The following is a 13,545-nucleotide window of genomic DNA, read 5'->3' as shown; positions in this document are numbered from 1 at the left end:
GTCAGGTATGAAAATACTCGTAAATGCTCTTTGCCATCTGCTTCCCCACGCCGGGCGTGTTCTCCAGCTGTTCCGGTGTTGCTTCCCGGACTGCCCCCACGCTCTTGAACTGCGCCATCAGCGCTCTGGCCGTCTTCGGCCCAACGCCGGGCACCTCGGTCAGGGTGGAAGAATAGCTCTTTTTCTTCATCTGCTGCTTGCGGTAGGCATTGGCAAAGCGGTGGGTCTCGTCCTGGATGGCCGTGATGAAGGTGAATGTTCCCCGGTTCATGTTGATGGCGATTTCCCGGCCTTCGCTGTCCACGATGGCGCGGGTGCGGTGGTGGTCGTCCTTGACCATGCCGAACAGCGGCACATCCGCCAGCTTGGTGCCCGCCAGCGCCGCCTTGGCCGCGCTGACTTGGCCCTTGCCGCCGTCCATCAGCAGCAGGTCCGGCTTCTCGCCGAAGTAATCCTCGCTGGCCTGCCCATGGGCGGCCAGCTCATGAACCCGTTCGTAGGCCGCCGCCCGGCGCGAGACCGTCTCGGCCAGCGAAGCGTAGTCGTCGGTGCCCAGCACCGTCTGCATCTTGAACTTCCGGTAGCCCGTCTTGTAGGGCTTGCCGTCCCGGAAGACCACCATGCCGCAGACGCTGGAACCGTCGCCCCAGTTGGAGATATCGTAGCTCTCGATGGTGCGGGGCGGCTTTGGCAGACCCAGCACCTGTGCCATCTCATCCAGCAGCTTTTCCTCGCGGGCATAGCGGCCGCTCTCCCGCGCCAGACGCTCCACGGCGTTGGTGTGGGCCATCTCGACCAGGTGCGCCTTGTCGCCCCGCTGGGGGACATACAGCTGCACCTCGCTCCCCCGCTTTTCGTTCAGGGCCTGCTGCAGTGCATCGCTGTCCGGCGGCAGCTCGTCCACCGCGATGACCTTGGGGATCTGCTCATCGTCCAGATAATAGCGGGGCAGGAACTCCTCCCGCACCGCCGCGATGTCGGCGGTATCGTGGAAGAGAAATTCCCGCTTGTCCGTCAGCCGCCCCTCGCGGAAGCGCAGGACCGCCGCGCAGACGCTGCTGGGGGTCCCGGCCAGCGCCACCACGTCCATCTCCACATCCGGGTCCACGACCACCTTCTGGCCCGCCGTCACCTTGGTGATGGCGTTGATCTGATCCCGCAGCAGAGCCGCCGTCTCAAATTCCAGCCGGTCAGACGCTTCCTGCATCCGCTCGTTCAGCGTTTTCAGGATGTCCTTTTTGCCGTAGCGGATGAGGTGCACCGCGCTCTTGACGGCCTGATTGTAGTTTTCGCAGCTGATCCTGCCGCTGCACACCGCCATGCACTTGCCGATGTGGGCGTTCAGGCAGGGGCGCCCTTTGCCGCAGTCCTGCGGGAAGCGCTTATTGCACCGGGGCAGCAGAAAGGCATCCATCGCCGTTTCCGCCATCTGCCGGGCCGCAAAGCTGGAGGTGTACGGGCCGAGATACTCTGCGCCGTCGTCCTCCTTTTGCAGCGTGAAGGACAGACGCGGCCACGGCTCTTTCGTCACCTTGATATAGCTGTAGCCCTTGTCGTCCTTCAGCAGGATGTTATATTTGGGGGTGTGGGCCTTGATCTGGCTGGCTTCCAGCACCAGCGCCTCGAACTCGCTCTGGCAGACGATGACGTCGAACGCATAGGCGTGGGCTATCATCTGGCTGACCTTGTTGTCGTGGGGGACCCCCTCCCGAAAATACTGGCTCACCCGGATGCGCAGCCGCTTGGCCTTGCCGATATAGATGATGGTGTCGGTCTTATCCCGGATGATATACACACCGGGCAGCAGCGGCAGCATACAGGCTTTCTGGTAGAGTTCTGCTTTCGTCATTCTTCTTCGTCGTGCTCGTGGTTCTGTTTTTCTTCCCGGATGCGTCTGGCTTTCCGGATGTTATAACAGGCGCTGCCCATGCCCGCACCGGCCAGGATGGAGCACCACAGCTTCGGCTTTTCCTCGGTGAGGGCGGGCAGCAGCAGGTCTGCCGCCAGCAGCGCCGCAAACAGGCCGAAGAACACCTTCCAGATGGTGCCCTCCTCGCAGATGTCGTTCACTTTCTTCAGCAGCTTCGTTGTCGATCCTTTCACGGCACATGCCTCCTTCTTCTCATCCTACCAAAAAAGCGGCAGGAAATACTCCCACCGCTTCAAAAGATCAAAGGCTCGAATTACTCTGCAAAGCCGGACTCGACCAGCTTGATCAGGCCATCGACTGCAGCCTGCTCATCCGCGCCGTCCGCGATGATGCGGATGGTGGTACCGCCCACGATGCCCAGAGACAGAACGCCCAGCAGGCTCTTCGCGTTCACGCGGCGCTCCTCTTTCTCGACCCAGATGGAAGACTTGAACTCGTTAGCCTTCTGGATAAAGAAGGTAGCCGGACGAGCATGCAGACCAACCTGATTTTCAACGGTAACTTCTTTGACGTACATAGTAAAACGCTCCTATCTTATCGTTTTCGGGATGCAATCATGTTTTGTGCCTGTTGCGTTGTACCTATTTTAGCGCAAGGCGAAACCGTTGTACAGCCCCTCGACACATTTTTGGCGGTTTTCCCAATGATACTGGGGGCTTTTTTCGCCATTTATACAAAGATACCAAAATTATTCCCCTGTCATTGGCGGGGTAATACAAAAGTTTTCAACATTTTTTCGACTGTCGGCGGACATTTGCAGGCTTCGGCAGCTTTTTTCAGCCCTCGTACCGCATCACCAGCAGCTCGCTGTGCACTGCGGCAAAGCTGTCTTTGGCGGGGTCGAACACGGCTTCCACACCGCACACTACCCAGCCCATCCGGCGGTAGAGCGCCAGCGCACGGGTGTTGGCATCCAGTACGGTCAGGGTCGGATGCTCGTGCTCCGGCAGCTTTTTGCGGGCAAAGTCCAGCATCTTCTGGCCGATGCCCTTTCCGCGCGCTGCGGCGCTCACGAACAGGTGCTCGATCTGGCCGGTCTTGTGGTTCACGGCCACCATCCCGTCCGGCACCTCTTTAGTCAAGTGCAGATAGAACGCCCAGCCGTTTGTTTTTTCTTCTTTGAGCTGATTGTAAAAAAACTCCGGCGTCCATACGGCCAGCCCCTCTTCCGTCCAGACATCCGCACAGATGGTGCGGCGGCCCTCCGCAAAGAGCTGTGCAGCGGCCCGGAACTGCTCTTCGGTCTTCACCAGCCGGACATTCTCGCCCCGTTTCCACTTGGGCAGCTCGGTGATGGGGTGGGTCCTGCACCACGCCTCATAGAGCTCCGGGCGGCGCAGCCGAGTGCGGGTGCGGCTCTGCTCACCCCGCCATGCGTCGATCTTCTGGTGGTCGCCGCCCAGCAGCACCGGAGGCACCGCGCGGCCCTCCCAGACTTCCGGCCGGGTGTACTGCGGATATTCCAGCAGACCGTCCCAATAGCTTTCCTCTTCGTAGCCCTTCTGTTCGGCCAGCACACCGGGCTTGAGCCGCAGCACACTGTCCGCCACCACAAGGCTTGCCAGCTCGCCGCCGGTCAGGATATAGTCGCCGATGGAGATCTCCTCATCGGCAAAGGCGTCGATGACCCGCTCGTCGATGCCCTCGTAGTGGCCGCAGACCAGGGTCAGATTGTCGTATTCCGCCAGCCGCCGGGCATGTTCTTCGGTGTAGCGCTGACCGCCTGCCGTCAAGAATACAATATGCGGCTTGGGGCGTCCCTGTGCCTCCACTTCTTGCTGAACGGCCCGCAGGCAGTCCGCAATGGGCTGGGCATACAACACCATGCCGCAGCCGCCGCCGTAGGGGTAGTCGTCGGTCTGCTTCTGTTTGTTCAGGGTATAGTCCCGGATCTGGTGGCAGTGGGTCTCAATATAGCCCCGCTTTGCCGCACGGCCCAAAATGCTGGCATCCAGCACCTGCTGGCACATCTCCGGGAAGAGGGTCACGATGTCCACACGCATTCCCATGGCTCACTCCTCCTCCCGCTCGCTGTCGCAGTCGTCGTCCAGCAATCCGGGGATGGGCGTGACGAGGATGTACCCCTCCGGCGGGTTCCGCTCTTTCAAAAAGGCGTCCACACCGGGGAACAGATATTCTTTGCCGTTGGGGGCCTTGACGGTGTAGATGTCCTGCGCACCGGGGTGGTCCACGCTGGTCACGACGCCGTACACCTTGCCGGTGTCGGCATCCCGCACCTCGCAGCCGATGAGGTCGGCCACATACCACCGCCCGGCGGGCAGAGTGGCATCGCTGCGGTCAAAATAGAACACCTGCCCCCGCAGCGCACGGGCGGCGTCCATGTCGTTGACGCCCTCCAGCTGGAGCAGCGCCATCTGCCCCTGCGGGCGGATGGACACGATCTTGTAGCACCTGCCGCCCTGGGCCGAAGCATACAGCCTGCCGACCTTTTTCAGGAACGCCACGCCGTCGCACCAAAGCTCCAGTTTCATTTCACCGCGCACACCGTGGGTGGTCACGACCTTGCCTGCTTCCAGATATTGCTGCATCGTTTTCTCCTGTTCCCCCTCTCCGTCTCGCTCGCGCCCGACAGCTCCCCCGATCGGGAAGCCCTCGGCACAAAGAGAACGCTTCCTCTGGCTGCCAAGGCCTCTCCTATTCGGAGAGGTGGCATTGCGCAGCAATGACGGAGAGGTTTCGTTCTTCTATAATAAAAGGCCCTTTGCCTTGCAGCAAAGGGCCCGTAGGGTGCTCAGTCGATCTCAACAAGGACCTTTTCATCGACCCGCACAGCAGCCGCGCGCATCACCACACGAATGGCTTTTGCGATCCGGCCCTGCTTGCCGATGACACGGCCCATATCTCCCTCTGCCACGCTCAGGTGGTAGACGATGGTGCCGTCCTCGCGGGGCTCGTCCACCGTGACCTTGACGGCGTCCTTGTCCTCCACGAGACCGCGGGCAACTGCCAGCAACAGCTCCTGCATGAGTCCGCCCTCCTACTTACAGAATGTTGGACTTCTTCAGCAGCACGCGAACGGTATCGGTGGGCTGTGCGCCGTTTGCGATCCATGCCTTTGCCTTCTCGGCGTCGATCTTCACGATAGAGGGCTCCTGGTTGGGATCGTAAGTGCCGATCTCCTCGATGAAACGGCCGTCGCGGGGGAAGCGGCTGTCAGCAACAACAACACGATAGAAGGGAGCCTTCTTGGCGCCGACGCGGCGCAGACGAATCTTAACTGCCATGGTAAATATCCTCCAAAAATTGTTTGTGCCCCAGTGCGGGGTGTTCTAAAAATCTATCTGTACAACCCCAGCGGGGTGTATACCAACATTATTTCAGGCCGCGGAAGGCGTTCGGATTGCCCATCATGCCGCCCAGGCGGCGGGCAAAGCCCTTGGGGCTCTTCTTGAACTGCTTCATCATCTTCTGCATCATCTCAAACTGCTTGAGCAGCTTGTTGACGTCCTCGACCTTGGTGCCGCTGCCCGCTGCAATGCGGCGCTTGCGCTTGGGGTTGATGATGGAGGGCTTCTCGCGCTCTTCCTTCGTCATCGAGTAGATCATCGCCTCGATGCGGTCAAAGGCCTTCTCGTCGACCTGGCTGGCGTCGATGCCCGACATGCCGGGCATCATGCTGAGCATGGCCCCCGCGCCGCCCATCTTGCGGATCTGCGCAAACTGGGCCAGCATATCGTTCATGTCGAACTTGTTCTCCATCATCCGCTTGGCCGTCTCTTCGGCGGCCTTTTCGTCGGCGGCATCCTGTGCGCGCTCGATGAGGCTGAGCACATCGCCCATGCCGAGGATGCGGCTGGCCATGCGGGAGGGATGGAAGACTTCGAGGTCATCCAGCTTTTCGCCGGTGCCCTGGAACTTGATGGGTTTGCCGGTGACGGACAGCACCGAAAGGGCTGCGCCGCCGCGGGTGTCGCCGTCGGTCTTGGTCAGGATGATGCCGTCGATGCCGACCGTCTCGTTGAAGGTCCTGGCGACGTTCACGGCGTCCTGACCGGCCATGGCGTCCACGACCAGCAGGGTCTCATCCACAGGCACGGCTTCCTTGATGTCCACCAGCTCCTGCATCAGGACCTCGTCGATCTGCAGGCGGCCGGCGGTATCCAGGATGAGGATGTCGTTGCCGTAGTCCTTCGCATGGGCCAGCGCCTTTTTGGCGATGACCGGCGGCTTTTCGCCGTCCAGCGTAAAGACCGGTGCCCCGGCCTGTTTTCCCACGACCTTCAGCTGGTCGATGGCGGCCGGGCGGTAAATATCGCAGGCCACCAGCATGGGGCGGCGGCCCTGCTTGATGAAGTATTTGGCCAGTTTGGCGGCGTGGGTCGTTTTACCATTGCCCTGCAGGCCGCAGAGCATGATGATGGTCTGCCCCTTGTTCTTGACGATCAGCTTCGGGGCTTCCTCGCCGCCCATCAGGGCGATCAGCTCCTCGTTGACGATCTTGACCACCTGCTGGGCCGGGGTCAGGCTCTCCATGACCTCCTGCCCCATCGCACGTTCCGAGACCTTGGCGCAGAACTCCTTCGCCACCTTGTAGTTGACGTCGGCTTCCAGCAGGGCCATCCGGACTTCGCGCATCGCGGCCTTGATGTCGGCCTCGGTCAGTTTGCCGTGGCCGCGCAGTTTTTTGAACACACCGGCAAGGCGGTCGGTCAAAGATTCAAATGCCATGTGCGGTGCTCCTCTCAGAATGATCTGAGCATCAGCTCTCGTTGACCTCGTCCATGGACCGGATGATCCCCAGCATCTTGGTCAAAGTGGCTGCATACTCGGTGGTGGTGAGTTTCGCGTAGGGGCCGGTGCACTCGAACCGTGCATCCACGACGAGCTGTTCCAGCTCTTCCAGCTTTTCCTGCACCCGGCGGTAGCGGGCCGCGAAGCCGACTTTGGCTTCCAGCTCCTTCAGGGTGGTCTCGCCATGCTTGATGGCGTCCCGTGCGCCCTGGCGGGTGATGCCGAAATTTTCCCCAATCTCGCTCAGCGAAAGGTCGTCGTTGTAATACTGGTTCAGCATCTCGCGCTGCTTGGGCGTGAGGACTTCGCCGTAAAAATCGAGCAGATAGCCCATCTCAAAATCTTTTGCCATTGTGCGTTTCTGCCCTGACCTTCCATCGTTTGTAAAGTTTTTTTGCTTTACATACGGAGTATAGCAGACTGTTCGCCCCTTGTCAAGGCTTTTCTTCATCACTCTGCCAGATTTTTTCGCGGATTTTCTCCATTTTTGCCAAAGTGCGGCTTGACGCCCCGCCCGCTTTGCGTTAGGATTATTATAATGTATCCCACCGAAGGAGGAATTTCGTGGCCATTTATCCAAACTTTTACCAGACCCTGCTGCCCTGCCCCATCGTGGAGCTGCGGGGCTACCTTTCTGCCTGCGGGCTGAAGGGGCGGCTGTACGCCTACCTGGACTTTGACGGCCCTACCGGCACGTCCCGCGATGCGCTGGCCGAAGGGATGCTGGCCCTTGCGGCAGAGCAGCACGCGCTGGCCCCCGGCCAGCCCATCATCGAGGCTTCCACCGGTGCCTTTGCGGCGGCATTGACTCTGGCCAGCCGCACCGCTGGGCACCCCATCGTGATCGCCATGCCGGAAGATGCCCCGGCCCTGCGGCAGGAGTATCTGCTCCGCCTCGGTGCCCAGATTTTGCACTCCCCGGCCCGGAACGGTCTGGCCGGTGCGCGGGCGCTGGCCGAGAGCAAGGCTGCGGAGAACGGCTGGTACTATATGAACTGGCTCGCCAACGACAACAACCCCGAATACCACCGCCGCGTCACCGGCCCCGCCATCGCCAAAGCCATCGCGCGGGAGGGCAGGAGCCTTGTGGACAGCGTCGTGGTCAGCGTGGGCAGCGCAGGCACCATCACCGGCGTGGGCGAAACGCTCAAGGCCTGGACGAACGACGTCCGGATGGTGGCGGTCGAGCCGTTTGAGAGCCAGGCTCTCAGCGGCGGGTTCACAGGCGGCCACGGCATCCCGGAAATGGGCTTCGGCTTCATCCCCAAAAATTACAATGCCTACGTGGTGGACAACGTCGCCGCCGTCACCCGCTCCGACGCCGCCCGCGCCGCACAGAAGGTCCTCATCACCGACGCCATCCCTGCTTCGCTCAGCGCCGGTGCCGCCCTCCACGCCGCCGCGCAGCTACTGGCCAAGGGCACCAGCCGTTCGGCTCTCGTCATCCTCAGCGGACGGCAAACGATTTTTTAATGAAACGGTTTTCCTCTTTACAACCTCTTCGTCATTGCTTCGCAATGCCACCTCTCCTAGTAGGAGAGGCCTTGGCAGTTCCCACAAAGCAACCGGTTTCGCCAGAGGCTCCCCTGCCAGGGGAGCTGTCGAGCGGATGCGAGACTGAGAGGTTGTACGAAGGAACGTCTGAAATTTACCATAGAAAAGAGCATCTACCATGACAAAAGATATGACGACCGGCAGCATCACACCGCTGCTGGTGAATTTCACCATTCCCCTCGTGCTGGGCAACCTGTTTCAGCTTACCTACAACGCGGTGGACAGCATCATCGTGGGCAAGTTCGTCGGCGAAGACGCCCTGGCCGCTGTCGGCACCTCCAACCCGCTGATGACGCTGGCCATCCTCTTCATCAACGGCATGTGCCTGGGGGCAGGCATCCTCGTCAGCACCGCGTTCGGTGCAGGCGACAACAAGCTCGTGGAGCGCCAGGTCTCCACCACCGCCATCGCGGGCACCGTATTCTCGCTGGCCTTCTCGCTGGTCTGCATCCTGCTGGCGAACCCCCTGCTGCGGCTGCTCCAGGTCCCGGAAGAGATCCTTCCCATCGCGGTGAACTACCTGCGCATCGTCTTTGCAGGCCTCATCTTCACCTTCTTCTACAACTTCCTCGCCGCCACCATGCGCGCTTTGGGCGACAGCAAAAGCGCCCTCTACTTTCTGATGGTCAGTTCGGTGCTGAACATCGCGGGCGACCTGTTCTTTGTTGAGGTTCTGGACTGGGGCTCGGAAGGCTGTGCGCTTTCCACCGTCCTCAGCGAAGCCGCCTGCTGTGCGCTCTGCCTCGTCTACATCCGCTGGAAGATCCCCGTCCTGCAGCTTGGCCGCCGCTGGCTCATTTTTGACAGCTCCCTGCTGAAAAAGACCGTCAGCTACGGCTGGGCCAGCGCCATGCAGCAGGCCACGGTCCAGCTGGGCAAGATCGCGGTGCAGGCCATCGTCAACACGATGGGCGTCAACGCCATGGCCGCGTTCACCGCGTCCAGCCGCATCGACGACTTCGCCTATATCCCCCAGCAGAACATCGGCCACGCCGCCACCACCCTGATGGCCCAGAACCGCGGTGCCGGGAAAAAGGACCGCGTCCGCAGGGGCTTCTTCTGCGGCCTGAAGATCGAAGCCGTCTACGCCGTCTGCATCACGGTCCTCTGCTACGTCTGCGCCGAACCCATCATCCGCCTCTTTGCAGACCAGCCCGAAGTCGTGGAACTGGGCGTCCGCTTTCTGCGGCTCGTCTCCCTGTTCTACCTGATGCCTGCCCTCACCAACGGTGTGCAGGGCGGCTTCCGCGGCCTGGGCGACCTGAAGATCACCCTCAACAGCAGTATGCTCAACATGGCAGGCCGTGTGGCCGCTGCCGCCGTTTTCGTCCTCATCCTCCACATGGACATCGAGGCGCTGCCCTACAGCTACGCCGTTGGCTGGGTCCTCATGCTCCTCTACGAAGTGCCCGCCCTCGTGCGCTGCCTGAAGGACGGGACGTTGTAAAACCAGACCCTTTTCCGGACGCTAAAAAGGGAGGCCTCCTTCGCAGGAAGCCTCCCTTTTGGTTTGCGTTTGATCAGCCGCGCTTTGCCAGCAGAGCCTCGATCTTCTTGATGGGGTCAATGATGCTGGAAACGGACATGTCGTGGTTCAGCGCTACCACGAAGTAGGCAGCATACTTGGAAACATCGACATCGACGTACCAGTCGCGGGTCAGCAGCTCCGGCAGACGGTAGGTCAGGTTGGTGCCCACCACGTAGTCCAGCGTGCCGTCCGCCACGGCTTGGTCGAACTTTGCCAGACCGCTGGTAAACAGCGGGAAGGTGGCGTTGGCGATGATGCGGCCAGCACCGCGCTTCTTCAGGTTGCCGGCAACTTCCAGCATGCTCTCGCCAGAAGCGATGATGTCGTCCGCGATGAAGACGGTCTTGCCTTCCACGGAATCGCCCAGATACTCGTGGGCCACGATGGGGTTGCGGCCGTTCACGACGCGGGTATAGTCACGGCGCTTGTAGAACATGCCCAGGTTGCAGCCCAGCACACTGGAGAAGTACATGTTGCGGCTCATTGCGCCTTCGTCGGGGCTGACCACGATGAACTTCTCCTTGTCGAAGCTGATCTCCGGGTTCTTCTTCAGCAGGCTCTTGAGGACCTGATAGGTCGGCATCGCGTTGTCGAAGCTGAGCAGGGGCACGGCGTTCTGGACGCGGGGGTCGTGTGCATCAAAGGTGATGATGTTCTTCACGCCCATGGTCTGCAGCTCCTGCAGGGCCACAGCGCAGTCCAGGCTCTCGCGGACGACGCGGCGATGCTGGCGGCCGCCGTACAGGCTGGGCATGATGACCGACACGCGGTGTGCCTTGCCGGCCACGGCCTGGATGAGGCGCTTCAGGTTTGCGAAATGGTCGTCGGGAGAGAGGTGGTTCTCGTAGCCGAACAGGTTGTAGGTCACGCTGTAGTTGCCCGGATCGACAACGATGAAGATATCGTCGCCGCGGACGGACTCCTTGACCAGACCCTTTGCGTCGCCGCTCTGGAAGCGGGGGCACTCGCAGGGGATGATGAAGCTATCCTTCTCCACACCGGCAGACTTTGCCCACTCGACAAGGTGTCTGTCGATGAGGGCGGTCAGCTCCTCTGCACCGGGGCAGGCCAGCAGACGCAGATCTGCAACGCTGGGCTCCTGAAAAAATGCCATCGGGTTAACTTCGTTAGACATTGTTACAACTCCTTCATGTTCCTTAAACCAAGCCGACAACAGGACTGCTGAAGTCCATATCTGTCTCTATTCTATCACAAAATCTCCGTTTCGACACCCAAAAGTTCCCCCATCAGCGGATTTTCTGCGCCTTGCACATCTGTTATTCCAAAATCCGTAGGACTCTGTGAGTTTTTTACAAAAACCACAGTTTTTTCATACAAACCCACCTTCTTCGACACAAAAAATAGTCCAGGGCCTCTCCCAGCGGAAAGGTCCCGGACCGTTTTTTCAGTTTCTTATGCCGATCACAGCGCTGCCACAGCGGCCTTCAGTGCTTCCACGCGGTCGGTGTTCTCCCACTTCACGCCCAGATCCTCGCGGCCCATGTGGCCGTAGGCGGCCAGCTTGCGGTAGATGGGCTTGCGCAGGTCGAGGTCGCGGATGATGGCGGCGGGGGTCAGGTCAAAGACCTTCTCCACAGCCTGCTCGATCTTGTCGTCGGCGACCTTGCCGGTGCCGAAGGTATCCACCATGATGGAGACCGGCTTTGCCACGCCGATGGCATACGCCACCTGCACCTCGCACTTGCTGGCCAGACCGGCAGCCACGATGTTCTTGGCCACCCAGCGGGTCGCATACGCAGCGCTGCGGTCCACCTTGCTGGGGTCCTTGCCGGAGAACGCGCCGCCGCCGTGGCGGGAATAGCCGCCGTAGGTATCGACGATGATCTTACGGCCGGTCAGGCCGGAGTCGCCCTGCGGGCCGCCCACGACGAAGCGGCCGGTCGGGTTGATGTAGTATTTGGTGTTCTCGTCCAGCAGCTCTGCGGGGATGGTGGCCTTGATGACCTTTTCCATCACGTCGGCGCGCAGCTGCTCCATGCTGACGGAGTCGCTGTGCTGGCTGGAGATGACCACGGCATCCACGCGGAACGGCTTGCCGTCCTCATCGTACTCCACGGTGACCTGGCTCTTGCCGTCCGGGCGCAGATAGTCCAGCTCGCCGTTCTTGCGCACCTCGGTCAGGCGCTTGGCCAGCTTGTGGGCCAGCGAGATGGGCATGGGCATCAGCTCCGGGGTCTCGTCGCAGGCATAACCGAACATCATGCCCTGGTCGCCTGCACCGCCGACCTGATCGTTGGTGCCAAGGGCGATGTCGGGGCTCTGGCCGTCGATGTTGGAGATGACAGCGCAGGTGTCGGCGTCAAAGCCGTACTTTGCGCGGGTGTAGCCGATCTCAGAGACGACCTCGCGGACGATCTTCTGGAAATCCACGTAGCAGTTGGTGGTGATCTCGCCCATGATGTGCACCAGGCCGGTGGAAGCGCAGGTCTCGCAGGCCACGCGGGCGTCGGGGTCGTTGGTCAGGATCTCGTCCAGGATTGCGTCGGAGATCTGGTCGCAGATCTTGTCGGGATGTCCTTCGGTAACGGACTCAGAAGTAAACAGATGTCTTGCCATAAAAGTTGTCCTCCATAAAATGTGGTGATCCATTCACAGCTTCCTACACGGCATCAAGATTTTTTGCGCAAACAAAAACGCTCAGAACCGAAGCTCTGAGCGTTGCACTCTTATCTTTCGGTTTCCCGCAGGATTTGGCACCTTATGCTCTTGCACAGGTTGTCGGGCTTCACAGGGCCTGTCCCCTCAGCCGCTCTTGATAAGTCGGTATTCAGTTGTTTTCTGCGTAATATCTTATCATCTCTTCGTCGAAATGTCAAGAACAGTCTGACTCTTTTTATACAACATTCCAAAATTGATCAAGAATACCGGTTTGACCAGCAAAAGCACAGCTTTCGCTGTGCTTTTGTTGAAAAAAACTCAGTAACCCTTTGCCTGTTCGCCGTTCAGCAGCTTGACCGCGCGGGAAGTGCCCAGACGGTCCGCGCCCAGCGCGAGGAACTTTTCCATATCGTCCACGGTGGAGATGCCGCCGGCAGCCTTGACCTTGCAGCGGCCATGTACGCCCTTGACCATCAGTTCCACGTCGTGGAAGGTCGCGCCTGCGGTGGAGAAGCCGGTGCTGGTCTTGATATAGTCCGCCCCCGCCTCACAGACGATGTCGCACATTTTCTCTTTTTCCTCGTCGGTCAGCAGGCAAGTCTCGATGATGACCTTGAGCACCTTGTCGCCCACGGCCTGCTTGACGGCGCGGATGTCCTCGCGGACGGCGTCGTACTCCTTGTTCTTCAGGCGGCCGATGTTGATGACCATGTCCACCTCAGACGCGCCGTTCTCGATGGCCTTCTTTGCCTCAAATGCCTTGGACTCGGTGTCCATAGCCCCCAGAGGGAAGCCGACGACACAGCACACCGGGATGCGGCCGGCCAGATACTCCACGGCCTGTTTCACATAGCAGGTGTTGATGCAGATGGAAGCCGTGTGATTTTCCACGGCCTCGTCGCAGATGACCTGGATCTGGGGCCAGGTCGCCTCCGGCTTCAGCAGGGTATGGTCCACATGGGAGAGAATTTCTTCACGAGTCATGTTTGTTTCTCCTTTTTACTTGCTGGCACGGCGCACCTTTGCCATGCCGACAGCACTCAGGGCAATTGCAGTTGCAGAGACCGTTGCACCAATGATGCCCAGCACCAGGCCGGAAACCAGAAATGCAAAACCTTTCAGACCACGCTTCATAAAACCGTACCTCCTAAATGTTTTGATT

Annotated in this window: 16 protein-coding genes and 1 riboswitch; of the genes, 2 read left to right on the top strand and 14 right to left on the bottom strand. The window is 60.2% G+C overall.

Going from position 1 to position 13,545, the window contains the following annotated elements; translation table 11 throughout:
• Position 1 precedes the first annotated feature (1 nt).
• The 9 genes from uvrC to I5P96_RS03735 all read right to left on the bottom strand — a co-directional run bounded on the left by uvrC (position 2) and on the right by I5P96_RS03735 (position 7,034).
• Positions 2–1,849, bottom strand: a complete 1,848-nt coding sequence (uvrC, locus tag I5P96_RS03775) for an excinuclease ABC subunit UvrC (protein ID WP_223383226.1) — start codon at positions 1,847–1,849, stop codon at positions 2–4.
• On the bottom strand, positions 1,846–2,103 hold the full coding sequence (locus I5P96_RS03770; protein WP_223383225.1) for a hypothetical protein: 258 nt from the start codon (positions 2,101–2,103) through the stop codon (positions 1,846–1,848). The genes uvrC and I5P96_RS03770 overlap by 4 nt, the downstream gene beginning before the upstream one ends.
• A gap of 80 nt (positions 2,104–2,183) precedes the next feature.
• Entirely contained in the window at positions 2,184–2,447 is a 264-nt protein-coding gene (locus I5P96_RS03765) for an HPr family phosphocarrier protein (RefSeq protein WP_005920365.1), read from the bottom strand.
• Positions 2,448–2,706: 259 nt separating this feature from the next.
• Positions 2,707–3,939 (bottom strand): tRNA (guanosine(37)-N1)-methyltransferase TrmD, encoded by a 1,233-nt coding sequence (gene trmD, locus I5P96_RS03760; protein WP_223383223.1) that lies wholly within the window; start codon positions 3,937–3,939, stop codon positions 2,707–2,709.
• 3 nt (positions 3,940–3,942) lie between these two features.
• Positions 3,943–4,479: a ribosome maturation factor RimM gene (gene rimM / locus I5P96_RS03755; RefSeq protein ID WP_118553575.1), complete on the bottom strand. Its 537-nt coding sequence runs from the start codon at positions 4,477–4,479 to the stop codon at positions 3,943–3,945.
• Positions 4,480–4,682: 203 nt separating this feature from the next.
• The gene (locus tag I5P96_RS03750) at positions 4,683–4,916 is read right to left on the bottom strand and encodes a KH domain-containing protein (RefSeq protein WP_005920371.1); all 234 of its coding nucleotides are present in this window, start codon (positions 4,914–4,916) and stop codon (positions 4,683–4,685) included.
• A 16-nt stretch (positions 4,917–4,932) separates the two neighbouring features.
• Positions 4,933–5,175: a 30S ribosomal protein S16 gene (rpsP, locus tag I5P96_RS03745; protein ID WP_097791917.1), complete on the bottom strand. Its 243-nt coding sequence runs from the start codon at positions 5,173–5,175 to the stop codon at positions 4,933–4,935.
• Between the two features lie 88 nt (positions 5,176–5,263).
• A complete protein-coding gene (ffh, locus tag I5P96_RS03740; RefSeq protein ID WP_097791918.1) occupies positions 5,264–6,619 on the bottom strand; it encodes a signal recognition particle protein in 1,356 nt (451 codons plus the stop codon).
• A gap of 31 nt (positions 6,620–6,650) precedes the next feature.
• Positions 6,651–7,034, bottom strand: coding sequence for a sigma factor-like helix-turn-helix DNA-binding protein (locus I5P96_RS03735; RefSeq protein ID WP_097791919.1), 384 nt, complete (start codon positions 7,032–7,034; stop codon positions 6,651–6,653).
• A 212-nt stretch (positions 7,035–7,246) separates the two neighbouring features.
• On the opposite strand from I5P96_RS03735, the gene I5P96_RS03730 reads away from it, so the two are divergent.
• Positions 7,247–8,155, top strand: a complete 909-nt coding sequence (locus I5P96_RS03730; RefSeq protein WP_097791920.1) for a pyridoxal-phosphate dependent enzyme — start codon at positions 7,247–7,249, stop codon at positions 8,153–8,155.
• Between the two features lie 199 nt (positions 8,156–8,354).
• Positions 8,355–9,683 carry an MATE family efflux transporter gene (locus I5P96_RS03725; RefSeq protein WP_223383221.1) on the top strand — a complete coding sequence of 443 codons (1,329 nt, stop codon included), beginning with the start codon at positions 8,355–8,357 and terminating at the stop codon, positions 9,681–9,683.
• A 73-nt stretch (positions 9,684–9,756) separates the two neighbouring features.
• Here I5P96_RS03725 and I5P96_RS03720 read toward each other — a convergent pair whose 3' ends face one another.
• From I5P96_RS03720 to I5P96_RS14170, 5 genes are all read right to left on the bottom strand, one after another.
• Positions 9,757–10,899, bottom strand: a complete 1,143-nt coding sequence (locus tag I5P96_RS03720) for a ribose-phosphate pyrophosphokinase (RefSeq protein WP_207686517.1) — start codon at positions 10,897–10,899, stop codon at positions 9,757–9,759.
• Positions 10,900–10,973: 74 nt separating this feature from the next.
• Positions 10,974–11,102, bottom strand: a complete 129-nt coding sequence (locus I5P96_RS14175; protein WP_263286873.1) for a hypothetical protein — start codon at positions 11,100–11,102, stop codon at positions 10,974–10,976.
• Positions 11,103–11,186: 84 nt separating this feature from the next.
• A complete protein-coding gene (metK, locus tag I5P96_RS03715; RefSeq protein ID WP_118553579.1) occupies positions 11,187–12,341 on the bottom strand; it encodes a methionine adenosyltransferase in 1,155 nt (384 codons plus the stop codon).
• Positions 12,342–12,448: 107 nt separating this feature from the next.
• Positions 12,449–12,547, bottom strand: a riboswitch (SAM riboswitch).
• Between the two features lie 154 nt (positions 12,548–12,701).
• Positions 12,702–13,367, bottom strand: coding sequence for a deoxyribose-phosphate aldolase (gene deoC, locus I5P96_RS03710; RefSeq protein ID WP_207686515.1), 666 nt, complete (start codon positions 13,365–13,367; stop codon positions 12,702–12,704).
• Positions 13,368–13,382: 15 nt separating this feature from the next.
• Complete coding sequence (locus I5P96_RS14170) at positions 13,383–13,517, bottom strand: hypothetical protein (protein ID WP_005944717.1); 135 nt, start codon at positions 13,515–13,517, stop codon at positions 13,383–13,385.
• Between the last annotated feature and the right edge of the window lie 28 nt (positions 13,518–13,545).

It is taken from the genome of Faecalibacterium prausnitzii (assembly GCF_019967995.1).
GTDB classification, from domain to species: domain Bacteria; phylum Bacillota; class Clostridia; order Oscillospirales; family Ruminococcaceae; genus Faecalibacterium; species Faecalibacterium prausnitzii_E.
Note: the sequence above shows the minus strand (reverse complement) of the source record. Positions and strands in the feature narration are given on the sequence as shown.